Source organism: uncultured Campylobacter sp., from assembly GCF_938030145.1.
In the GTDB taxonomy this organism is placed as follows: domain Bacteria; phylum Campylobacterota; class Campylobacteria; order Campylobacterales; family Campylobacteraceae; genus Campylobacter_B.
On sequence record NZ_CALHGM010000007.1, the window covers coordinates 46,107 to 70,421 of the forward strand.

20 protein-coding genes are annotated in these 24,315 nt (G+C 44.2%); 16 read left to right on the forward strand and 4 right to left on the reverse strand.

What is annotated here, in order from left to right:
• Positions 1-229 precede the first annotated feature (229 nt).
• From era to murG, 14 genes are all read left to right on the forward strand, one after another.
• Positions 230-1,099 carry a GTPase Era gene (era, locus tag Q0323_RS01115; RefSeq protein ID WP_298050661.1) on the forward strand — a complete coding sequence of 290 codons (870 nt, stop codon included), beginning with the start codon at positions 230-232 and terminating at the stop codon, positions 1,097-1,099.
• 62 nt (positions 1,100-1,161) lie between these two features.
• The gene (locus tag Q0323_RS01120; RefSeq protein WP_297942316.1) at positions 1,162-2,682 is read left to right on the forward strand and encodes a hypothetical protein; all 1,521 of its coding nucleotides are present in this window, start codon (positions 1,162-1,164) and stop codon (positions 2,680-2,682) included.
• Between the two features lie 116 nt (positions 2,683-2,798).
• Positions 2,799-3,335, forward strand: coding sequence for a hypothetical protein (locus tag Q0323_RS01125; RefSeq protein WP_298050663.1), 537 nt, complete (start codon positions 2,799-2,801; stop codon positions 3,333-3,335).
• Between the two features lie 68 nt (positions 3,336-3,403).
• On the forward strand, positions 3,404-3,763 hold the full coding sequence (locus Q0323_RS01130; protein WP_177389139.1) for a hypothetical protein: 360 nt from the start codon (positions 3,404-3,406) through the stop codon (positions 3,761-3,763).
• Positions 3,741-5,249, forward strand: coding sequence for a pilus (MSHA type) biogenesis protein MshL (mshL, locus tag Q0323_RS01135; RefSeq protein WP_297894751.1), 1,509 nt, complete (start codon positions 3,741-3,743; stop codon positions 5,247-5,249). Before Q0323_RS01130 ends, mshL begins: the two co-directional genes overlap by 23 nt.
• Entirely contained in the window at positions 5,242-6,072 is an 831-nt protein-coding gene (locus tag Q0323_RS01140; RefSeq protein ID WP_005870282.1) for an ATP-binding protein, read from the forward strand. The genes mshL and Q0323_RS01140 overlap by 8 nt, the downstream gene beginning before the upstream one ends.
• Positions 6,065-7,072 (forward strand): hypothetical protein, encoded by a 1,008-nt coding sequence (locus tag Q0323_RS01145; RefSeq protein ID WP_298050665.1) that lies wholly within the window; start codon positions 6,065-6,067, stop codon positions 7,070-7,072. The genes Q0323_RS01140 and Q0323_RS01145 overlap by 8 nt, the downstream gene beginning before the upstream one ends.
• On the forward strand, positions 7,069-7,608 hold the full coding sequence (locus tag Q0323_RS01150) for a hypothetical protein (protein ID WP_298050666.1): 540 nt from the start codon (positions 7,069-7,071) through the stop codon (positions 7,606-7,608). Before Q0323_RS01145 ends, Q0323_RS01150 begins: the two co-directional genes overlap by 4 nt.
• A gap of 5 nt (positions 7,609-7,613) precedes the next feature.
• Positions 7,614-9,362 (forward strand): GspE/PulE family protein, encoded by a 1,749-nt coding sequence (locus tag Q0323_RS01155; RefSeq protein WP_298050668.1) that lies wholly within the window; start codon positions 7,614-7,616, stop codon positions 9,360-9,362.
• Complete coding sequence (locus Q0323_RS01160) at positions 9,359-10,603, forward strand: type II secretion system F family protein (RefSeq protein ID WP_297903504.1); 1,245 nt, start codon at positions 9,359-9,361, stop codon at positions 10,601-10,603. Before Q0323_RS01155 ends, Q0323_RS01160 begins: the two co-directional genes overlap by 4 nt.
• Before the next feature lie 183 nt (positions 10,604-10,786).
• On the forward strand, positions 10,787-13,006 hold the full coding sequence (locus Q0323_RS01165) for a DNA translocase FtsK (protein WP_298050681.1): 2,220 nt from the start codon (positions 10,787-10,789) through the stop codon (positions 13,004-13,006).
• Between the two features lie 216 nt (positions 13,007-13,222).
• Positions 13,223-13,468, forward strand: coding sequence for a hypothetical protein (locus Q0323_RS01170; RefSeq protein ID WP_297951166.1), 246 nt, complete (start codon positions 13,223-13,225; stop codon positions 13,466-13,468).
• 1,018 nt (positions 13,469-14,486) lie between these two features.
• Positions 14,487-15,647 (forward strand): FtsW/RodA/SpoVE family cell cycle protein, encoded by a 1,161-nt coding sequence (locus Q0323_RS01175; protein WP_297904610.1) that lies wholly within the window; start codon positions 14,487-14,489, stop codon positions 15,645-15,647.
• Positions 15,648-15,783: 136 nt separating this feature from the next.
• Positions 15,784-16,797, forward strand: coding sequence for an undecaprenyldiphospho-muramoylpentapeptide beta-N-acetylglucosaminyltransferase (gene murG, locus Q0323_RS01180; protein WP_298050669.1), 1,014 nt, complete (start codon positions 15,784-15,786; stop codon positions 16,795-16,797).
• Positions 16,798-17,027: 230 nt separating this feature from the next.
• Here the strand turns inward: murG and Q0323_RS01185 are convergent, their stop codons facing one another.
• Complete coding sequence (locus tag Q0323_RS01185; protein WP_298050671.1) at positions 17,028-17,939, reverse strand: hypothetical protein; 912 nt, start codon at positions 17,937-17,939, stop codon at positions 17,028-17,030.
• A gap of 336 nt (positions 17,940-18,275) precedes the next feature.
• Between Q0323_RS01185 and htpG the strand changes: the two genes are divergently transcribed.
• On the forward strand, positions 18,276-20,117 hold the full coding sequence (htpG, locus tag Q0323_RS01190) for a molecular chaperone HtpG (RefSeq protein ID WP_298050672.1): 1,842 nt from the start codon (positions 18,276-18,278) through the stop codon (positions 20,115-20,117).
• Positions 20,118-20,566: 449 nt separating this feature from the next.
• Positions 20,567-21,958, forward strand: a complete 1,392-nt coding sequence (locus Q0323_RS01195) for an OprD family outer membrane porin (protein ID WP_298050673.1) — start codon at positions 20,567-20,569, stop codon at positions 21,956-21,958.
• Positions 21,959-22,318: 360 nt separating this feature from the next.
• On the opposite strand, the gene Q0323_RS01200 is transcribed toward Q0323_RS01195, so the two are convergent.
• From Q0323_RS01200 to Q0323_RS01210, 3 genes are all read right to left on the reverse strand, one after another.
• A complete protein-coding gene (locus Q0323_RS01200; protein WP_297951180.1) occupies positions 22,319-22,810 on the reverse strand; it encodes a hypothetical protein in 492 nt (163 codons plus the stop codon).
• Between the two features lie 382 nt (positions 22,811-23,192).
• Complete coding sequence (locus Q0323_RS01205) at positions 23,193-23,864, reverse strand: NapC/NirT family cytochrome c (RefSeq protein ID WP_298050682.1); 672 nt, start codon at positions 23,862-23,864, stop codon at positions 23,193-23,195.
• The gene (locus Q0323_RS01210; protein ID WP_297942288.1) at positions 23,861-24,292 is read right to left on the reverse strand and encodes a cytochrome c3 family protein; all 432 of its coding nucleotides are present in this window, start codon (positions 24,290-24,292) and stop codon (positions 23,861-23,863) included. The genes Q0323_RS01205 and Q0323_RS01210 overlap by 4 nt, the downstream gene beginning before the upstream one ends.
• Between the last annotated feature and the right edge of the window lie 23 nt (positions 24,293-24,315).

Sequence of the window (24,315 nt, forward strand, 5' to 3'; positions counted from 1 at the left end):
TTCGCGGCTCGCGAGATTCTGGATAGATAAAATTCTGTGCTGCGACGGGTAAGATTTTATCGCTACCGCGCAGCTTGAAATTTTAAATTTTATCCGCTTATGTGATGGCAGAATTTCAAATTTCAACCGCTTGTGCAAGAGCTGGCCTGCGCAAAACGAGATTTTAAAATTTACCTGCAAGGGCTTAGTGCTGCGGTTGCAAGATAAAATTTATAAATTTAAGGAAAATATGAAAAGCGGATTTGTAACGCTCATCGGGCGGACGAATGCGGGCAAGAGCTCGCTGTTAAACTATCTCTGCGGCGAGAAAATTTCGCTCGTCTCGCACAAGATCAATGCTACACGCCGCAAGATTAACGGCATCGCGATGAACGGCGCAGATCAGGTGATTTTCACGGACACGCCGGGGCTGCACGAAAGCGCCAAGCTGATGAATAAACTGATGGTCGAAGTGGCGCTCGGGGCGATTGAGGGCTGCGATTTGGTGCTGTTTTTGGCGCCCGTGCACGACGGTACCACAGAATACGAAAAGTTTTTAAATTTAAATGCAGGCACCAAACATATCGTGATTTTAACTAAAATTGATGAAGCAAACGACGAAAAGATCGTGCAAAAGCTGCTGCAATATCAAAAATTTACCGATAAATTTGAGGCGATAATCCCCGTTAGCATCAAAAAAAAGGTCTATAAAAAGCAGGTTTTGGACGAAATTTGTAAAATTCTGCCCGAGCATGAGTATTTTTACGATCCTGAAATTTTAAGCGCGACGAATGAGCGCGAAATTTACCGCGACTTCATACTTGAGGCGATCTTTGAGAGTATGAGCGACGAGATCCCGTATTGCAGCGACGTCGTCATGGAAAAAGTGGTGGAAAAACCGGGTCTGATCTCGGTATATGCGCGGATCATAACGGACAGCAATTCACACAAAGAGATGTTGATCGGCAAAAACGGCGAAGCGATCAAGCGGATCGGAATTCGAGCCAAAAAGTTAATTTCAAATTTTTCTAAGGTCAAAATTTACTTAAAATTAACAGTTTTTGTAAAAAAAAGCTGGAAAAATGACGAATTTAGGGTAAAAACCGATTTTATCTATTGACATTTTATTTTATTTCTATTAGTATTAGCAGCGTAGAAAATTTCATTTGGAAGTGGAGTGTTATGGCAAAGAATAGTAAAAATGCTAGTTCGATTGTTGCGATTAACAAAGTCACGCAAACCATATTCGGTCTAAGTGAGAATGAAGTTTTCGAGCACGACTTCTCAAAAGCGAATCGTGCGAAGGAAACTTACGTCTCATATATTCCGTATAAGGATATAATGACTGCGACGGTTGAGATAAGCAGATCGGTTGAGGACGCGGATCTTTTAGATGCGATCGTCGTTAAGGTGTATGAGGAGCTGGGGCTTGACACCGCTTTGGATTACAAAATCACTTATAGTGAGGTAATAGGCGCTGGCGGCGATGATAGAATTTTCAACGTCTTTGTCGTAGATAATGCCAAACTCACTTCAGAATTCGATGCGATCGCCGCTAGGACGAACTACATCGACTATGTGGCTATGGCTCCGTTTTTATACGAGGGCTTGTATAATAGAGGCGTCCTAACTCGCGACGGAATCGACTGCTTCATCTACTTGCAACGCGACGATGCGTTTTTGGTAGTGTATCAAAACGGCGAATATTTTCAATCCCGCCAAGTAAGATATAACCTAAAATTCTTGCATGAAAAATATGTTGAGCTAGTCGGCAGTAGAGTCGATGAAGAGAGCTTTTATAGACTGCTCTCCAAACAGGGAGTAAATTTAGAAAATCCGACCGAACGCGATTATATGATCCAAATTTTTGACGATATGTTTTACTACATCAACGACGTATTGAACGGTATTAGTAAAATTTACAACGTCAATATTCAAAACGTCTATATCGGAACGGATATCGGTAAAATTCCTGCGATCGAGGTTTTTGTAGAAAATAATCTAAAGCTAAGATACAAGGATTTTAATTTTAACGTTGCAATCAACGCAAAAGATTATCCTCTCACTCAGCTAGATATTTTGATGTTTTTGGTAGGTCAAGATTATTTGGTTACCAAAGATGACGATCACAACTACTCGCCGTTTATGAGACCTCCGCCTTTGACTCAAAGATCAACCGGCAAGCTGATAGGCTATATGTTGCTAGGCTGCTTACTTGGGGCTGTGTATCCTGCGTATAACTTCGGCTATGGATATTATAATAATATGGTAGCTAATGATAAAACTAGCGAATATCAAGGTTTGGAAGATCAGATGGTTCCTGCTAGAGCAGAAAATGCGCGTTTGGATAAAGAGACTAAAGAGGTAAATGCCCAGGCTGCTAAGAGTGGTAAGGAGCTTAACGACAGGCGCGATCTAATTAATGCCATCTTAGATAAGAAAAACAATTACGCTATGAAGGGTGTTTCTATTTTTGAGCTAACCAATATGGTCGTTAAAAATAAGGGCAATATGGTTAGGATCGGTGATGAGAATAGGACTCTAACTGTTCAGGTGCGCACCAAAAACGATAAGCAGATGACCGAGCTTTTAGAGGATATCAGTAAAAAAGAGGTGTATGGCGTGGATACTAAAACAATCGCGCTGCAAGAGGGTAATAAAACCGTCTTTTACGATAGTAATATCAGTGTGGAGGTTAAATAATGAAAAAGAAAAGTTCATTAGATCAACTTGATCAATGGTTTGCCTCCAAGGGAAATAGTGCAAATAACTATTTTTACATAGCTTTATTGTTTGTAGGTGTGGTAGCTTACTTTATTTTGAGTAGCTATGCGGATCCGTATTTAGAGGAGAGCGAAACAAATCTAAGTACTGCCACGACGAAGCTTGAAGGCGCACAAAGAGAGTATAACGAGTTTTTTGGCGGTGATCCTAAAGCTTTCGTTGATAATAAGCGCAATATCCTCAATGGTGCTAGGACCAACCTTAACAATATCATTGAAGAGCGTGGGTATCTAGACGGTAAGCTAAAAGAAATTTCAAAACTTACCTATAATGAAAAGAACTGGGCTAAATTTATGGATAGCCTCTCAACGATCGCAGAGAATAACAATATTAAAATTTATGCTATTCACAGCGATAGAAGAGAGCCTAGCATCAAACAAATTTTTCAGCCTGAAGCTTTGCTGGATATAGATGTGAAATTTGAAGGAGCATTTTCGAACGTCCTTAGGTATATCAACCTTATAGAACAATCGGAGATGATCGTAGATGTAAATAAGATGGATATCAATGCCACTAAAAACGGCAAAATCGGTGGAAGCATCGGTATATCTATCTGGGGAGTAAATTACTAATGAAAAAGTTAATTTTATGCTCTTTGCTGCTTTCTACTGCTCTATTTGCTGTAGATAATAATCAGACGGTGGCGCCTAGTAATGGAGCCTATAAAGCTAAGTACGATGCGATATTCGATGATCTTAGTAAGCCTAGAGTGGGTCTTAGCGATGAGCAGATAGCTTCTTTGCAGGATCCGTTTTATCCTAAAGAAGCCAATGCGCCTAGAGAAGCCAATCAGCAGGTGGATCTAGGTTATCAGCTAGTAGGTATTATGGGCGATAAGGTTAAGCTAAACGATAAGTGGTATGGTTTGGGCGAGTATGTAGGCTCATATAAGATCGTGCAAATAACGGGTAATAGCGTTATTATTACCAACGACGATGAAAATAAAGTCGAACTAACACTAAAACAAGGAAGTCAAAATGTCATTATTACATATAAGTAAAAAGCTTAGCATAGCCGCTATGCTTGCTTTGTCTGTTACGGCTACTAGTCTATATGCCGCTCCCGCAACTGCAGGTAACTGCGATAGGAAGGCACTAAATATCAAGATTAACGATACCGTTACGCTAAATGAGATGCTAACTCAGCTATCCGATATGTGCCGCTTCTCGGTGGTAGCAAAAGATGCTATCGCTCAAGAGGAGATGAGTAAGCCACTGCAAGGCGTAAGCATCAAAGACCTTTCTTTACGCGAAGTTTTAGATCTACTCATAAAAGAGAATAATCTAAGCTATGAGTATTCTCATGGCATATTAAAAATTTCAGCGCTAGAGACTAGGACTTTTAAAGTGGATTACATCACTTCTATTAGAGAAGGTACTGCTGTTACTAAATCTTCCGTCGATTCCGCACCTACGAAAGTGGATGATAGCGACGATAAAGAAAATAAAGAAGATAATAAGATCACTACCAAAGAGAAATTTGATTTTTGGGAGAAGATTAGCGAGGAAATTACCTCTGTTTTAAATAACGGTACCGAAAAATACGTCGCAGTCGCTCCTATTATAAATCAAAATGCCGGTTTAGTAACCGTTACTGCTATGAAGTCTCAGATAGCTCGCGTAGATAGATATCTAAGCGGTATGCAAAAACGCCTTAGTCGCCAAGTCTTACTAGACGTAAATATCATATCTGTCGAGCTAAATAACGAATACACTACCGGTATTGATTGGAGTAAATTTCAACTAGGATTTAATACCTATGTAGGTGGAGATCCGACTAAGCTTTCAGGATATCACATAGATAACGGAAATAGAGGAAAGGCTAGCGATACTCACGGAACTTGGACGATAGGGGCTAATCTAAATTTTAATATCGACGGTTTAATTAACTTCCTAGAGACTAAAGGTAAAACCAAGATTATTTCAAGCCCTAAGGTAACTACGATGAATAATCAGCCTGCTATTATCTCCGTAGGTGATACCATTAACTATGTATTGAAATCTACTACTACAGGTGATTATCAAGGCGGAGATACCCAGTCGGATGATCAGTATTCGATCTTTGTAGGTATTCTTTTGAATATCTTGCCTGAAATTTCAGATGATAATAGGATTATGCTACGAATCAATCCATCTTTAAGTTCTCTTAAATATGCAGAAGATAATGTAAGAAAAGAAAACGGTAGAAGAGATATCGCACCTGATACCTTGCAAAAGAAACTCTCTAGTGTAGTTTGGGTAGATGATGGCGATACTGTAATTTTAGGCGGTTTGATTGGTGCAACTAAGTCTAAGAATAACACTAGGGTACCTGTGCTAGCTGAAATTCCGCTAATCGGAAATCTTTTCAAAAGTACTGCCGATGTTTTGAGTACATCAGAGCTAATCTTCGTAGTAACTCCACATATCATCGACAATACCGGCGCGCCGCTTGCTACCTCTCTTAAAGAGCTAGGTTACTCAAAATCCATCTACGAAAATGAGTAATAACTATACGGCGATCAAGGAGATCTTTATCGAGGATAACGAAGTCTCAGACTTCGTTAATCTCGATAAATCTACCCTTGCTTATCATAAAATTTTAAATGCTTTGCAAAAGCCGTTAAAACTTATACTTTTCTACGGCAAACCGGGCTGTGGCAAGACATTTTTACTTAATAAAATCAAGGTCGATCTTGAAAAAAAGGTAAGAGTCGTATTTGTACCGCAGCCGTTTTTTGATGAGAAAGAATTTTTCTTAGAGCTGTATTCTCAGATATTTCACTCTACGCCGAGTGAACCGATAGATAATTATGAAAATTTTATGCGGGTTTACAGAGAGAGATTTGGAATTTCTACTAACGTAGGGGCGGTAGAGCAGGTCGTTATTTTGCTTGATGAGGCTCAGCTGTATCCTGGGAATTTAATAGAAAAAATTCGTCTTATGGCAGATACCAGATTGTTTAAATTTTTATTTACGGTACATAAGACGGACGAGGAAGATCGCCTCGCGAAGGATTATTTTAAAACTAGAATTTGGGAGAGCATTGAGCTTCCTAATTCAAATTTAGGCGAAGTCAAGCTGTATATTGAAAAAAAGCTTGTGCTTCATGGCTTTCAACAATACTATTTTATGTTTAGCGACGATAATTTCGATTTGATTTTAAATTTAACGGACGGCAATATGAGAAATATCAACAAGCTTATGTATAAGATGTATGAGCTTTTTGAGTATTACGAAGTAAATAAACCTACGGAAATTAGTTTTTCGCAGATTAATAATAAAATCATAGAGATGGCAGCGATAGGCTCGGGGATAATAAATGCTTGAATTTTACGAAGTAAACGAACTTGAAAAAAAATGGGAAGAGTATAACAAAAATAGAAAGCAGTTTTCCTTTTTGAAATCTAAGCCGAATTTCGTATTGAGATTCGACAAGACGATTCTGGGGCTTTTGATATTGATCTCGGTTGCTATCGGAGCGATATTTTGGCTGCTTAAAGACAGTGATAGCGTCAGTATGGCAAGTATCAATCAAAATATTGAGGACAAAGGTGGTGCTGTAAATTCTACTAATGATGCCGAGCAGCAGGCGGCAGATCTTGCAGTGCAAAATAATATCTCCAAAGAGGATTACAACATTAGCGCGCCGAAAGTTGCCCGCGCCTCTAAACACGAAAAGGAACGCCCAAGCTTAAATTTAAACGATGTGGGTGTGCTATCCAGCGAGGATTCCGGTGGGTTTAAGATAACCAATAATTACGAAAATGGCGGAAACTATGGCGGGCAGGCTCAGGCGCAAAATTTCGGCGGTCAAAATTTTGGCGGACAGAATTTTGGTAATCAAAATGCTCCTACATTTAATGTGCCTAATACCAATAACGCAGCTTTTGCAAATCAGCCGCCTAAAAACGAAGTTATAGATTTTGGACGCGCTCCATTGCCGCCTAAATCAAATTTCTCTGGAGGTTCTACAAATACCGCAAGTAGCGCTCCGCTAAGTTCTAGAATTGAGATAAAAACTTCAAATTTAAGCGAAGATAAGCAGAGCTTGGAGAGCAAATTTTACGCTACAAATAAGATTGAGTATTCGCTATCGCTAGCCGAAGAAGCGTATAATAAGAAAGACTACGACAATGCGATTAAATGGGCTCTTACTTCAAATGAGCTTGATAAGGACAACGTCGCTAGCTGGATAATTTTTGCCAAAGCCAATTATAAAAAGGGTCGTAAAGAAGACGCGCTTTACGCTCTTGAGACCTTTAATGCAAAGGCGAAAAATAGCGAAATTTCTAATCTAATTTCAAAGATAAGAAGCGACAAACTATGAAAATTTTATATATTTTAGCTTTTACGATCGCGTCGTTATTTGCAGTTAGCGCCGATGACGTGCGCAACTGGGATCAGATCGGTCAGTATAACCGTATCTGCCAAGAAAGCGTGCGAAATTTATTCATCGAGGAGCAGAGTGAGGCGCTTGCGAATATGTATGCTAAAGCGTGCCTCAAGATGGATAAAGTAAATGAGCTCGTCGTGCCTACGGTGATGCTTTATAAAACCAAAGAGGCTCGCGAGAATGCTTCTCTTTATTCGACTATAATTTTTCAAAAAAAGATGCTTTATTTGGCGCTTTGCGACGGCGTGGATATTAGCTATATACGCACGCCTAAGATCAATTATATTTTGTCTGAAATTTTTGATAAATTTACGGAGAGAGCATACGTAAAAAAGAGTGATACGTATGTCTTTACCCTAGAAAATGGCGAGCGTGCCGAGCTTTTTATCAAAGAAGAGGAAGGGGTAAAAAAGATGGTAATTGCAATTTATGCTGGCGATAAGCTTAGCTCGATTAAAATTTATTGGTGATCGCGATGACAAAGATTGAAGAGCAGATCGTTGCGATTTTAATACGAAACAATATCCTTACTAGCACCGTTGTTCCGGAAATCAAGGACAAGATGGATATTGGCTTGACGCTAGGCGAGGTTTTAGTCGGAGATAACTATCTAAGCCAGGATGATTTTTGCTCGATTTTAGTTGAGTTATACAAGCGCCGTCAGATAGAATTTGACGATATAAGCGAAAAATTTTCGATGGATCCGAAGGAATTTTTGCAAATTCTAGCCAAGAAAATGAACCTGTCATATATGAATTTAGATGATATCGATATAGACTTCAGGCTATCGGAACGCACTCCTACCGCACAGCTTAAAAGATACGGCGTGATACCTGTTAAAGCGGATGATCTGAATATTTACGTTGCTTTTTCTGATCCGTTTAATCTTGAGTCGCAAGATAAAGCGCAGGCTATGTTTAGCAAACAGCTGCTTAAAATCGTAGTAGCCGATCCAAATCAGGTAAATAAATATCTATCTAAGCTTGAGCTTTCAGAGAGCATTAAAGGGCTCGTAGCGGAGATACGCAAAGAGCTTGCTAACACCGGCGGTAGCGGAAGCAGCGATGATACCTCAGCGATTTTAAAGCTCATTGAGATGATAATTAGTCAATCTATTAAGATGCGCGGTAGCGATATTCACATCGAGCCTACCGAGAATAACTGCGTCGTGCGTACGCGTATCGACGGAATGCTTGCTGAAATTTTTATCTTTGATAAGGATATCTATCCACCGCTAGTAAGCCGATTGAAGCTACTTTCAAATATGGATATCGCCGAGCGTCGCAAGCCGCAAGACGGCAGGTTTAGTATGAAAATTTCAGGTCGCGAATACGACTTTCGTATTTCGACACTGCCTATCATCAATGGCGAATCTACCGTTATGCGTATCCTAGATAAATCCAAGGTTATCATAAGTCTGGAAAAGCTCGGTATGCACCCTGATAGCTTTAAGAAATTTAATAACGCTATGAAGGCTCCATATGGTATTATCTTGGTTACCGGACCTACGGGAAGCGGTAAGTCTACGACGCTATATGCAGCGCTAAACGATATTAAAAATATCGATACTAAGGTTATTACCGTAGAAGATCCGGTAGAGTATCAAGTAAATTTAATCCAACAAGTCCAAGTTAACGAAAAAGCAGGTCTTACCTTTGCTTCAGCATTGCGCTCGATCTTAAGACAAGACCCTGACATCATAATGATCGGTGAGATCCGTGATCAAGAGACCCTTAGGATCGCGATCCAGGCTGCTCTTACTGGACACTTGGTTTTCTCGACCCTACACACCAACGACGCCGTTAGTGCGATCCCGCGAATAGTGGATATGGGTATAGAGGCCTACCTCATAAGTGGTGCGCTCATTGCAGTAGAGGCGCAGCGTCTCGTGCGAAAGCTTTGCCCGCACTGCAAGCAGCCTACGAATCTGCCTAAATCGATGCTTGATCAGCTGAAGGAATTTTTGCCTGAAAAATACACATTTTTCAAGGCTGTAGGTTGCGATCAATGCGGTCAGACGGGCTATATGGGGCGTGAGATGATTAGTGAAATTTTACCTATTACCGATAAAATGCAGAGCTTGATCGCTAACGGCGGCTCAAAGGACGATATGAGGGTCTTGGCGAAGGAGGAGGGTTTTATAGATATGTTTGAAGATGGTGTTATACGTGCTGCGCGCGGAGTAACTAGTATAGAAGAAATTTATAGGGTGGCTAAACAATGAAAAAGCAATTAGAAGTTGAATACAACGCCAAGGGCGCAAGAAAGAAGATGTTTTTGCAAGCTAGCGATAAGGTGCAAGCAAACAACCTAATGAAGCAGCGCGTAGGCGGGACGATCGTAAAAAGAGGTGAAACCCAGGTCGTAGCGAATACGGGCGGCGATTTTAAGGCGCAGGTTTCGCGCATGCTAGGTGGTAGCGGAAGAGTTAGAACGCTGCCGTTAGTAGCGTCGATCCGTCAGCTTTCGGTTATGACAAATGCGGGAATTTCAATCCACGACTCGATCAAAGAGGTCGCAAGGGCGGCAGAGGATAAGACGCTAAAAGAGATTTTTAGTGCTATGAACGACGATCTTAACGCAGGTCTTAGCTTGACCGAATCTACGGAGAAATTTAGAGGACAGCTCGGTGATGTCGTCGTTGCGATGGTAAGTCTGGGCGAAGCAACCGGTAATATGGCAGAGTCTCTAGCCAAGCTTGCCGCTATGCTTCAAGAGCTTTGGGAAAACCAGCGTAAATTTAAAAAGGCGATGCGTTATCCGATGATCCTTATGATCGTTATGGCAATTGCGTTTTCGGTTTTGATGATGTATGTCGTGCCGAAATTCCGCGAGATTTTTGAGGATTTGGGCGCGGATTTGCCACTACCTACTAGAATTCTACTTGGTATCGAAAGCACTCTTAATAATTATGGAATTTTTGTTTTAGCGGGCATTATAGGCACTATCATAGCTCTTAGATGGGCATATCGCAATAACCCTGAGTTTAAAAAGGGCTTTGACAAGACGATTTTAAAGGTCTATCTATTCGGTAAGATCATATTTTTCTCGACGATGTCGCGATTTATGCTTATTTTTACAGAGCTTGTGCGAGCGGGTATTCCTATCGCAGATGCACTAGATACATCTGTTTTAATGGTGGATAATCATACTTTAAAAGAGAAGCTCTCTACCGTTAAAATCGCCGTGCAGCAGGGCGTGAGCCTAACCGAGGCGTTTAACAATACAGGGCTTTATGAGAGTATGCTTATTCAGATGATCAGCGCGGGCGAGCAGGCCGGTAACCTCGATAAGATGCTCGGCAACGTCACTGACTATTACAAAGAGAAATTCGACGATATTATCGATAATATCTCAAGCTACGTAGAGCCGATCATGCTATTTTTTATGGCGGGCATGGTTCTTCTTTTGGCTCTGGGTATCTTCATGCCTATGTGGGATCTGGGCAAAGCCGTCAAAAACTAACCCCTTTAATTCCGCGCCTGCGAGGGCGCGGAATTTTATCAAAGCATTAAAATTTCATCCTTCAAATAAAATTTTAACCTTCGTTTGGCTAAAATACCGCTTTAAATTTAAGGATCAATCATAGTTAAAGAAGTATATTTTATCGTCATATCGGCTATCATAATATTTTTTGGGCTTGCCACTATCGCGCCCGATTCCGCGCTTGTAGGCAGTGCAGGCAATGCCATCCGCTCGTTTAATACTCAGCTATTCGGCTATTTTGCATACATCTATCCGCTATTTTTGCTCGCCTTAGCATACGTAGCCTATAAGCATTTTCGCGGTTTTGACTTTAGATTTTTTGAGTTTAGCATCGGCGCGATTTTGCTGTTTTTTACCATTTTGATGGTGCAGTCGAGTCTCTTTGGTGCTAGCGGCGGAGCAGTCGGCAGCTTTGCAGTGGATGGGCTTAGGCGAATGATCGGAAGCGTCGGCGTGTGGATTTTTAATATTACGATTTTTGTGCTTTCGCTAGTGCTTATATTTGAAGATCGCTTTACCGACATCATCAAAAACTGCTTTATTGGCTCAAGATATGAAAGCTCGCAGGATGAAATTGGGAATGATTTTGCTAGCGACGCGGATGCAGCACAAAGGGGCGGGCTCGCAAGGCATTCGTCTGCGCAAGGATTGAGAGGTGCAGAAAATTTTAACGCTTCGAATGACACTTTGAGCACAGAGGACAATTCGGCGAAACAGGGTAATTTTGCGGAGCAGGGCGCAAGCGGACGCGGTTTTGAAAGCGGGCAAAATTTACAAAATTTAAACGATACTCGCGAGCCTGAAAATGAGCAGAATTTCGGTGACGCGCATGGTCTGCAGGCTTCCGCTGAACGCGAGCTTAAAATGCCGCAAAAGGGAAAGCCGAGCAGACTAAAAAGGGTCGAGCGCCTAAGCGAGGTCGCCGAAAATAAAAGGCTTTTGGATCAGCTCGACAAGGGCAGGGTGGCTAAGCCCAAGGATTTTAAGCTGCCGCCGCTTGATTTTTTAAACCTGCCGCCGAAAAAGAAAAGTAGCATCGACGAGAGCGAGATCGATCGTAAAATTTATGACCTGCTCGATAAACTGCGTAAATTCAAGATCGACGGCGACGTGGTGCGGACCTACTCAGGTCCGGTCGTTACGACATTTGAGTTTCGCCCTGCCGCGCACATTAAGGTAAGTAAAATTCTAACGCTGCAAGACGATCTTGCGATGGCTCTTAGGGCGCAGACCATTCGCATCCAGGCGCCGGTTCCTGGCAAAGATGTCGTAGGCATCGAGATTCCGAATCAAAATATCGATACGATCTATCTGCGTGAAATTTTAGAAAGCGACGTGTTTAAAAGCGCCTCCAGTCCGCTTACCATCGTGCTTGGCAAGGACATCGTGGGGCAGCCTTTCGTCACCGATCTTAAAAAGCTGCCGCACCTTCTCATTGCAGGCACCACCGGAAGCGGCAAGAGCGTGGGCATCAACGCTATGCTGCTTAGCCTTTTGTATCGCAACTCGCCCAAGAGCCTGCGGCTTATAATGATCGATCCGAAGATGCTTGAGTTTAGCATCTACAACGACATCCCACACCTGCTAACGCCCGTAATCACGCAGCCTAAGCAGGCGATCATCGCGCTAAGTAATCTCGTTTCAGAGATGGAGCAGCGCTACTCGCTCATGGCACAAAACAGGACGAAAAACATCGACAACTACAACGAAAAGATGATGCGCGAGGGCGGCGAAATTTTGCCTTACATCGTCGTTATAATCGACGAGCTCGCGGATCTGATGATGACGAGCGGCAAGGACGTGGAGCACTACATCGCGCGTCTGGCGCAGATGGCGCGCGCCAGCGGCATCCATCTCATCGTAGCGACGCAGCGCCCTAGTGTGGATGTCGTCACGGGGCTGATAAAGGCGAATTTGCCTAGCCGCATCAGCTTCCGAGTGGGTTCGAAGGTCGATAGCAAGGTGATTTTAGATCAAATGGGCGCGGACAGCCTGCTTGGGCGGGGCGATATGCTCTTTACGCCGCCTACCGCGCCGGGCCTCATCCGCCTGCACGCACCGTTTACGACCGAGGATGAGATCAACAAGATCACAGAATTTTTAAAGGCGCAAGAAAGCGTCGTTTATGACGAGCGATTTTTGATCGAAAACGAGGGCGCCAAGCAAGAAGGCGGCATAATCAATCCGCAAAATATCGTGCTTGACGAGCTTTACGACGAGGCTAAGGCGATCGTTTTGGAGGAGGAGAAGACCTCGATCAGCTACCTGCAGCGCCGCTTACGTATCGGATACAACCGCGCCGCGACGATCATCGAGCAGCTCGAACAGATGGGCGTTTTAAGCGAGATCAACGCTAAAGGTCAGCGCGATATAATCAAGTAAGCTTTAAAATTTCGATGAAATTTAAGCGGCGAAATTTTGAAATTTATTGGATTTATAGGTGCCAGAATTTTTAAAATTTAATCGATCTGCGTCGGTAAAATTTTTAAATTTATTGGATTTGAAGTGGTGGAATTTTAAAATTTTTTTGATCTGCATAGCGGATTTTAAATTTTAAAATTTGCGCGTTCCGCAGCTCGCGCTTGTGCCTCTGTGGCTATGACAAGGCGGACGGTTTATACGGGATGCGCGGATGCGATCGAAGCCTCTTGCAGCGCGGGAGGCGTTTTAAAAGTAGTGCTCGGTGGGTATGAACAGCGCGTTTTGCAGCTTGCGTTTACGGCGTGCGCGCTGTCTAAATTTTATAAGGCGCAAGTTAATGTGCGCTGTGCTCTTGGCGCTAAATTTGAACTGCGGAATTTTAAAACGCAAGTAAGCATAAATAGGGCAGGCTTTAAAATTTAAAAATTGAGCGCTAAAAATTTTGCGATTTTAAATTTTATAAATTTACAAAGGTCGGCAGAATTTAAAATTTCAAAATTTCGCTCCTTTTGGGCTTTAGAATTTTGAAATTTTAAATTTACCGCAGCGAACCTGAATTTTAAATCGCGCCTTGCCGGTATGAAGCATTCGAAGTTGCGCGAGCGGGAGAAGCTACCGGAGGTCTAGCTTGCGTCGAGCGAGTACATGAGTGAAAAGTTCGCCGCACGCTGAAGGGCTGGTAGCGAAGTATTGCGGTCGTTCGTAGCGGCTAATTTGCAGTGCGAGCACCCATGGCACACGCCAAAAACCGATGGATCGTGGACGGCACGACAAAGCTGTTTGGTGCGTGGTGTTTTGTGCCGGCATGTTTCGTAGTGCAGTTGCATTTGCGGTATAAACGTACTTTGCAGCGAAGTCATATTTTGCAGTGCGGCTGTATTGTAAGATGCGGCGCGTTTTACATCGCCCGCGCACTAAAAATTGATCGGCACGCGAGCGTGTTTGTGATGATGTTGTGGCGTAAAATTTTGCAGCTACCGCGCGCTACTCGTGTGCGATTTTGCACGGTTGCGGTTTGCGACCGTGCTATCGTGTGCCAGAGTAAAATGCACCCGCCTGTGTATTAAAAGATAGTGCGAGGTTGCGCTCTACGGCGCGGCAGCGTGCGTCGAAAGTCGTCGCGGCGCGCTAGAAGAAATAGAATGTGTGCAATGCACGCTTGCGGGATAACGCAAGATTATACTTGTTGTGGCGTGCTATCCCGCACCGCATGCCGCAAAGCCGCCTTATGTGCGAAAAATAGAATGTGCGCCGTGCGCCAAAGATGCACGATCGTGCTGCGTGCCAAAAGACAATATGTGGTCGTGCCGTACGCTTTTTAAAAGGCGGTGCCACGATCGGCGCCGTGCGGCACGGGCGCGATGCGAGGTTTGAGCTCGCGCGGCAGACGAAGCGTGCACGGCGCACATAAATGCGAATAAATTTTAAAACGGAGAGATGATTGAGAACCGATAAATGGCTATATTACTTCACCTGCGCGCTCATTACGATCGGCATGATATTTTCGCTGTCGTTGAGCTCATATACGGTGCTTCTGCTGGGTGCTACGCCACTGCATTTTTTTTATCGTCAGTGCGCGGTAGGGATCGCGTGCATCGCGGTGATGTGGATCGTCTCGCGCGCCGATCCCGATAAATGCCTAACGCCGGTGTGCATGTCGCTTTTTGCGATCATGGGGATTTTGATGCTCGCGATGGGCTTTTTGCCCAAGTCCTTGGTCGCCGACGTCAACGGCGCGGCGCGCTGGATCAGGCTGCCGTTTTTTAACCTCGCGCCGGTGGAATTTTTCAAGGTGGGCTTCATCTACTTTTTGGCGTGGAGCTTCTCGCGCAAACTCGATCACTCCAAAAAAAGCATCGGGCGCGAGATCGCGACGCTGCTTCCTTACGTAGCGCTTTTCGGCTTTGTCGTAATCCTGGTCGCCATCGTGCAAAACGATCTAGGGCAGGTCGCGGTACTGGGGCTTACGATGATTTTTATGTCGCTTTTCGCGGGTACGAGCTTCAAGCTCATCGGCTTTAGCTTTATGGGGATTTTGGGACTTGCTTACGTTTTTATCGTCACGAGCGCGCACAGGGTCGATCGCGTGCGCTCGTGGTGGGGCGGCGTGCAGGATTTCGTGCTGTCGTTTATGTCGCCCGAAACAGCTGCAGGGCTGCGTATAGAGGACGCTAGCGCGCCGTATCAGGTCGGACACTCGCTAAATGCGATAAACAACGGCGAGTTTTTCGGGCAGGGGCTTGGGCTTGGAAGTTTTAAGCTAGGCTATCTGAGCGAGGTGCATACCGACTTCGTGCTCGCAGGCATCGCCGAGGAGTGGGGATTTATCGGGATTTTGCTCATCGTGGCGCTATTTTATGCGATGCTATTTCGCATCTTTCAGACCGCGAGCAAGTCGCCGAGTAACGTAAATTTCCTCTTTTGCCTGGGTATCGGCTTTATGTTTTTCTTTTCGTTTATCATCAACTCCTACGGCATTACATCGATCTCGCCGGTTAAGGGTATCGCCGTGCCGTTTCTAAGCTACGGCGGCAGCCACCTGCTCGCGGCGTCGTTTGCGGTGGGGCTCGTTTTGATGGCGTCGAAAAGAGCAAAATTTTAAAGCTTCTGCGGGCTTTGGGCGAGCGCTGTTTAAATTTAGGCGTAAATTTAGAGCCGAATTTTGCGCTTAAAATTTTAAGCGAAGCGCGCCGAGACTCAAATTTAAGCGCAAAATTTTATAAATTTAAAGGAAAAGTATGGTCATAGCAATCAGCGGCGGCGGCACCGGCGGGCATCTGATAATCGCTAAAAATTTAGCCGCTCATCTTGCGAAGCAGGGTATCAGGGCGATCTTTATCGGCTCAAACCGCGGGCAGGATCGCGCGTGGTTTGAAAATAGCGAGCTTTTCGCGCATACCTATTTTTTGCAAAGCTCGGGCGTCGTCGATAAAAAGGGCTTTGCCAAGCTAGCCTCGCTGCTAAATATCCTGCGCCTCTCGCTTGCGGCGCGTAAAATTTTAAAGCAAAACGGCGTCCGCGCGCTCATCAGCGTGGGCGGATACAGCTCGGCGCCCGCATCCATCGCGGCGATCCTTTCTCGCGTGCCGTTTTTTATCCACGAGCAAAATGCTGTTTGCGGGAGGCTCAACCGCCTGCTAAGGCCCTTTGCGCGCGCGTTTTACAGCTCCTATGAAAAGCCCGCGTTCGCCTATCCGATCGCAGAGCATTTTTTCGAGACGGCGTGGCCGCGCACGACGCTTAATACGGTCATCTTTTTGGGCGGCTCGCAGGGAGCAAGCTTTATCAACTCGCTTGCCGTGGAGCTTGCGCCTAAGCTTTTGGGCCTCGGCTACGGCGTTATCCATCAGTGCGGCGAGCGCGAGTTTGAGCGCATCTCGCAGATCTACGCACAGCAGGGTCTGGATGTACAGCTCGTGGGCTTTTGCAAAAATATGCACGAGCTCATCGCAAGCGCCGATCTTTGCGTCGGGCGCAGCGGCGCTAGTACGCTGTGGGAGCTCTGCGCAAATGGCCTGCCCGCGATATTCGTACCGTTTCCATTCGCGGCGGCGGATCATCAGTTTTATAACGCGAAATTTCTTAAAGAGCGCGGACTTTGCGAAATCGTGCGTCAGCAGGACGCAAGCGGCGAGCGGATCTTGGGCTTGATTGAGAGCTTCGACGTGGCACGAGCGAGCAAAGGACTGCTTGAGCTAGCTGATAAAAACGGCGCGCAAGCGATAATCGACGACGTAATGAGTAAAATTTAAAAGGGCGCGGATAGCATGAGTTTGCGTAAATTTAAGGCGATCTCTGCGCGAGGCTTTAAATTTATTAAACCGATTAAATTTTGCTTTTTATGTTTGTCTAAATTTGACGCGGCGCTTCGGTTTGAATAAAAATTTGAAATTTGTATGCTTGCCGAACAAAGGACATCTTTTGATTTGCGCAAATTTAAGCTTGCAAACGAAGCCGCGCAAAAGTGCATTGAGTCGTAAAATTATCTGCGTCTAAAGCTGATTATTGCATCATCGTTTTCTTGTTGATATTTTTCAAACAGAGCCTGATATCTTTGCGATTTTGCCGGATCATTTGAATAAATTCCCACTAAAAAATAGCACGCCTCCGCAAATCGTAACTCACACGATCGCTCAAAGTATCGCGTACCCGCTTCTTTGTCATCGTCGTCAAAATACGCGACGTAACCGAAAATAAAGCAGCCTTCGCCATTGCCGAGTTTGCATGCTTTTTTGTACAATTTTCTGCCCTCTTGCGAATCTCTATCCTCGTAGCCTGCGAGTCTCGTGCAACTTTCGCCGCCGTTAAGCTCGTAGCAGCCTTTTTTAAGCAGATCTTTGGCGCCTTCTTGCGAAATTTCACCATTTAGTAGCAGAAGGCTCGAAAGCACGGCGCAGGCATCGCCGTCTCCGCCGTCGCAATCTTCGCGAAATCTTACAGGATTTTTCATTTTTAAAGTGCCGTCTTTGGTGCGAATAGAAATTTCTTTAGGATTTTTATTTGCGTCTTCGTTTGCTTGATTGATAGGAATTCGGGTTTCGTTCAAAATTTCTGTGCGGAAAGGCGCTTTTATCGCTATAAAAACTGCGACTATACATACGATGATGAGAGGGAGTATTTTCGGCGTAGAGCGATTTTTGTGCGGAGTGTGGAGATCTGCGTCTTTGATCGATTGCCCACCCCTTAAAGTAGTGACGGAGGGCTTAGGGCTCGGTTTTTGGCTTAAATTTGTAGCCGAACCTGCGCCTGATTTTTCAGTCAAATTTACGGCGGCATCCGTATTTAGATCCGCATTAGCATCTGTCTCGCAGACATTTTCATTTGGGCTTTTTAAATTTTTGCCTCGCTTTTCTCTCAGCTCATTTATGCGTTGTATAATTTCTTCGTTATTCAAATGAAATCCTTTTTTTTGCTCGATAAATTTTGTTTTAGTCAAACGTCCGTTTTTATCATAAAAATCGCATCGGAATCGAGAGGAATTATATCATTTTGTTTTGAATTTTTCAAAAAACGACGACTAAAAAGAATTTGTAAATTTAGCGCAGATGCGCCGTTAAATTCGGATCGGTTCTCGCTGTATAATCCGCAGCCGGGTTTAAATTTCATATACTTCGGGCGCGCGTAAATTTCCAAAACTTGATAGGATTCATATCAAGTTTATTTATTCTACTCTTGACAAGATTAGCACTCCATGATATAATCTGCCAAAATTTTTAAAAAGGACTACATAATGGCAAAGAAAAAATTTAAGACCGAAGTGAATGATCTGCTAAATTTGATGATCCATTCGCTTTATTCAAACAAGGAGATTTTCCTGCGCGAGCTTATCTCAAACGCAAGCGACGCGCTGGATAAATTAAACTACCTAAGCCTTACGAACGACGATTACAAGGCGCTTTCGTATGTGCCGCGCATCGATATAAAGATCGACAAAGAGGCCAAAACGCTAAGCATCGGCGACAACGGCATCGGCATGGACGAGGCCGAGCTCGAGAGCAATCTAGGCACTATCGCGCGCAGCGGCACCAAGGGTTTTATGGCGAGCCTTAGCGGCGATGCGGCGAAGGACAGCAACCTCATCGGACAGTTCGGCGTCGGGTTTTATTCGGCGTTTATGGTCGCAGACCGCATCGAGGTGATCAGCCGCAAGCCGCTCTCGCAGGACGCCTTTAAATGGAGCAGCGATGCCAGCAACTACATGGTCGAAAAGGCGGAGAAAGAGGACTTCGGCACGACGATAATCCTGCATATGAAAGATGAGGAGCTTTTGGACGAATATAGGCTAGAAGGCATCATCAAAAAATACTCCAACCACATCCCCTATCCGATCTTTATGGATAAAGAAGAATACGTGCCTGCGCAAAAAGAGGGCGAGCAGGGGCATAGCGAAATCAAAAACGTCCAGATCAACCGCGCGAGCGCGCTTTGGCAGCTGCCAAAAAACAGCCTAAAGCCGAGCGATTACAATGAATTTTACAAGCAGATCAGCCACGATAGCGGCGATCCGCTGTTTTACATCCATAAAAAGGCCGAGGGCACGCACGAATACACGACGCTTTTTTACGTGCCGAGCAGCGAGCCCTTTGATCTATACCGCGTCGATTATCAAAGCGGCGTGAAGCTCTACGTCAAGCGCGTTTTCATCACCGACGACGCCAAAGAGCTGCTGCCTAGCTATCTGCGCTTCGTACGCGGCATAATGGACGTCGAGGATCTGCCGCTAAACGTAAGCCGCGAAATTCTGCAAGAAAATCGAATTCTAGCCTACGTCCGCGAACAGAGCGTCAAAAAAATTCTATCCGAGCTACAGAAACTTTTGCAGGACGATCGGGAAAAATACATAAAATTTTACGAATTATTCGGCAAAGTTTTGAAAGAGGGACTTTACGGCTTCGGCGCAAACAAAGAGGAAATTTTAAAGCTTTGTCTTTTTAAATCAAACCTGCGAGACGGCCTCATCACGCTTAGCGAGTATAAGGAAAAAATGAAAGAGGATCAAAAAGAGATCTATTATATCGCGGGAAACAGCGCTGCGATGCTTAAAAGCTCGCCTCTGATCGAAAAATTTAACGCCGAAGGCACGGAGGTGCTGCTCTGCGACGATGAAATCGATACGATCGTGATGCCCGGCGTTTTTGAGTTTGATAAGATGCCGGTTAAAAACGCGACTTCGATCAAGCAGGAGGCTGCGAGCGACGATGCCGCGACGCCACAAGCCAAAGAGATCGCCGCAAAGATCAAAGAAATTTTAGGCGAACGCGTCAAGGACGTTAAAATTTCATCGCGTCTAAGCGGCTCGCTTTCCTGCCTTGTTTTTGACGAGAATGATCCCGATTTTGCGACGCAGCAGCTGCTTAAGCAGATGGGAAACCGCAATCTGCCGCCCGTAAAGCCGATTTTGGAGATCAATGCCGATCACGAGATCATCAAAAAGCTGCAGGCCGATAAACTGATGCTGCCGCAAGTAGCCGAGATAATCTACGATCTGGCGCGCCTTAGCGAGGGGCAGGAGCTGGAAAATCCGAGCGAGTTTATCAAAAACATAAACGAGCTGATCGCAAAGGCTCTGTAAATTATCTAAATTTAGAGCTTCGATCCGCTACCTAAATATTCCGCGCGGCTGCATAGGCTGTATAAATCTATGGAGCCGCACTTGAAATTTAAAAAGAAATTTCAGCTCGCAAACTTCACTGCGCTTTCTAAATTTTAAAATTTAAAAGCGGCGGAATTTCACTCTTTGATTTCGGTAAAAATTTTATTCGGCGGCTCGGTTTGACGTTTTGAAAATTTTAAGGTTTCGATCGCTTTTATCCGCGAGTCGAGGTCGGGGCGCAAGCCGAAAATATTCGCCAAAGCATGAAATCATAAATCGGGCTATAAATTCCGCCACTCATTAATTTAATCTTTACAAAGTTGCGTAATTTTATTTTTAATTTCCCCCTTTTTTATCGCAAACAGCGAGATTGTTTGATATAATTCATTTTATAAATATTTGTAAATCTTTATGAAAGGAGATTACGAATGAAACTCATCAAACTAAGTTTAGCTGCGGCGGTTTGCGCATTCGCTGTATCCTCGCTAAGCGCGGCAGATAGCGTAGCCGATGCGATCACTAACGGTAAGTTTGGCGGAACGGTAAAGACCACTTACGCCAGTAAAACCGTAGATAATAGAGGCGAAGCCGCTACGGGCGATAACGACTACGAGGCATTCGGCGTGGGTCTTGAGCTCGGATATGTCACCGATCCTCTTTACGGCTTTAGAATAGGGCTTACCGGACAGGGCTGGTTGATGCCGTATCACGTAGGCTCAAGCAATAAGACCGCCTACGATAAGGAGTGGTATACTAAAGGTGCGGTATTATCGGAATTATACCTAGGATACGGCATAGGAAATACCGATATAAAGGCGGGTAGACAATATGTCGTTACTCCGCTGGTAGCAGGCAACTATACGAGGGCGTTTAAAGAAGCTTTCGAGGGCGTGGCGATATCTAATAAAGATATCCCCGATACTACCTTGTGGGGCGGATGGTTTTATAAATTCCAAGGAAGGAGCAAAACCGCTATGGGTGCTCCGGCAGGCGAAGGAAAGGCTCCTTTATTTAAAAATAGGGTGATTCTAGGTAATATGACCGGTCCGGTCGCCGTAAAATTTGAAAATATCTTCTCTGCATATGTTCAAAATAAATCCTTGCCTTATACCACTTTAACCGGCGCTTACGCAGCGGTAACAGATGTAAAACCTGCTAACGCATTAAAAGACGGCGACGTTAGCTTGTATCTTGCCGAGGCGAATGTAAAAGTGCCGGTAGGCGAGATTTTAAAGCTAGGATTTGATCTTAATTACAAAGGCTCGCGCGTAGACGGAGGGCTGGAGCCAAGAAGGCTTGACGGCGATATGTTCGGCGCAAGAGTCTCGGTTAGCGAGTTTTTCGGATTCGGTCTATCGTATGCCTATACGACCGTTAGCGACGACGATGCCGTTATTTTGGGCGTCGGCAACGGCCCGGGATCATACACCGCGCTGCCTATTAGAGGTCCGTTCGTATTCACAGGATATGCGGGTATGGATACGCACAAGATCGTGCTTGATTATAACTTCGGCGCTATTGGCCTAGATGGCTTCAAAACCGCACTGCACTACGTAAAAGGCGATCAAGACAGAGTAGGCGGCACGAATAATATCAATGCTAGCGGGGCTGCGGGCCAGAAGGTCGGCACCAGCATGGACGTAGAGGGCTGGACGGTAACGGCAAACTACGCTCCTAAGGCCGTTAAGGGGCTAAGCTTGGGCGTAACCTACACTGCGCTTGAGAGAAGCGACCACTACGCTAGCGGCGTAAATAGAAAGTTCGACGAGAACGAGATATGGTTGCAGGCTGCGTATAAATTTGATCTAAGCGCCAACTAAAGTTTTAAAGAGCGGGAGTATTTTCCGCTCTTTCTCATCTGCATTATTTTGCCTTGTATATGACGCAAAAAGGGCGTTTAAATCCGAAAAATTTACTCTTTCTCATCTGCATTATCAAGCGGGCTCGCGCTTGATAAATGTTTCATCCTAGCTCCTTAAATTTAAACATGCTCTTAAATTTTAAATGAAACGGAGGTAAAATTTATCTCTAAAATTTCGCCGCAGAGCTTGACGTACCGAAATTTAAATAAAGCTTGGGCGTTGAAATTTTGACGAGGATTTTATTCTGCGCGCTTTATAGGAATTTTAAATTTATAAGAATTTTAGAAATTTCCTTATAATTACAAGAAATATACCTTTCTAGCGTTTTAGATCTTTTGATACGAAAGTTACTTGAATATTTTCTTTCGGGACAAATTTATTTAAACTTGCACCGCCCCTATACTCTTCTAATGCGTCTTTTAAAATTTTAACTATCTCATCCCTTGATATACCATAAGTATGGGTTTTTATAGACTTTAATTCATATAAGATTTTAAAAGGGTTGTCCGTAATTTTTGTGCTAGTATTTTTATTGTTTATATCTCTTAAATCAAGCTCAATATCTTGATCATCATAGTGCAAAACCCAGATCCGTTCCCCGCTCCATCCGTCTCTATGATCTGGCAAATGTAAATTAACGACAGATATTAGCCAAACGTCTCTTTGCCTATCAATCACCCAGTAGAGTTGATCAATTAAATAATCCGAGTATTCTTCTTCATTATACTTGCGGCAGCATGTATTTATAATGTTTATAATATCATATTTCTCCAAGTCCTCTTTTGAAATATATTCCGCTACAAACGCCATCGCTTCCTCCTAAAATTTTAATTCGATTATACCCTCGATAATTTATGCTAGCCTTATGCTCTCATAACGTGAGTATGAAATTTTAAGTTAGTACTATAGTAAGGCTCATAGAGATGCAATTGTAAGGGTTTTTGTGGATACTTTTCGTTTACGACCTGGCGAGTAAGAAGCGTATAAACTTAAGTTGCGGGCGGTTGGTTTAAATATAGTCTGATAGATGAAATTTTAAATCGAGAATTCGGGTAAATTTTAAATCTAAAAGTCGATAAAATTTAATAAAAATTTTACAAAAACCTCGCCAAAATTTCAAAAATCCCGTCAAGGTCTCAGCTAAACCTCGGCGGAATTTTAAAATTTAGAAATTCTAGGATTTCAAGCGGCGTTATTTCTTCGCGCTAGAAGCGTCCATAAAGGCCTGCTCTTCGGCGCTCGGTTTGTATTCGTCGCCGAAAAATTCCTTCTTCGCCTTGATCTTCTCCTGCATCATCTTCTTTTCGTAAATTTTATACGTCGGTCGCCAGTACTCTAGGTAGTTGCGAAGCCCGATGCCATGCCCTGCGCTTACGTGGCAGCTCGCGCATTTAAGCTCCTTATCTGTTCCCAAGAGCTTTTTATAGTGCGCGTGCATGCGCTGCGCCTGCTCGGAGGTGATCTTGCTGTCGATCACGGTGGCGTGGCAGCTTGTGCAGCCGTTGTCAAACACATAGTGCTCGCGGTTTTCGCGCCTTTTATTCCAGTCGTATTTTTCAGGCTCGTCAAAGAAGTGCGAGTAGCCCTCTAACACGCCGTTTTTGGCCTTTTGATAGACGTATTTTACGATATTGTCGTGCGGCAGGTGGCAGTCGACGCATTTAGCTTTGACGCCCGTTTTGCCCTTGCCCGAGTGGACGTCGTCTTGATAAGCGATCACCATCGGATCCATCTCGTGGCATACGTCGCAGAATTTATCGGTGCTTGTTTGCTCAAGCGCGTAGTGCACCGGCACGACGACGAAAAACCCTATAATACCGCTTATTAAGATGATAAGCGCTAGTAATTTTTTAGAAATTCTCATGGCGTCACCCCCATCCATTGCGGCACTTCGTGCTCGTGGCATTCGGTACACATATTCGTAGATGCCTTGTGCTCGTTGTGGCATTCGTCGCAGTATAGCGTAGGACCGTCGTGGACGGAGTTATGCGGATTAGCCTTAAGCGTATCCATAAATTTAAGCCTCAAAGCGAGCTGCTTTTTGTCGCCGTGGCAGCTGATACAGCCTTTATCGCCGATGCTTTTAAATTTAGACGGATCGCTTCCTTGATTTATGTGGCAATCGACGCAGTCAAATGACAAATGCTCGTGATGAGGTTTGATTTTGTATTTTGCCCGAAGCTCATCTGAAACGACTATGTCCGTGGCGTTGGCGTCGTTAGCACTCGGCGCGCCGAACAAAGTCGCGATGATACAGCACAGAAACAGCGCCGTAAAACTGAAATTTTTCATTTACAACCTTTTAGAAAACTGCC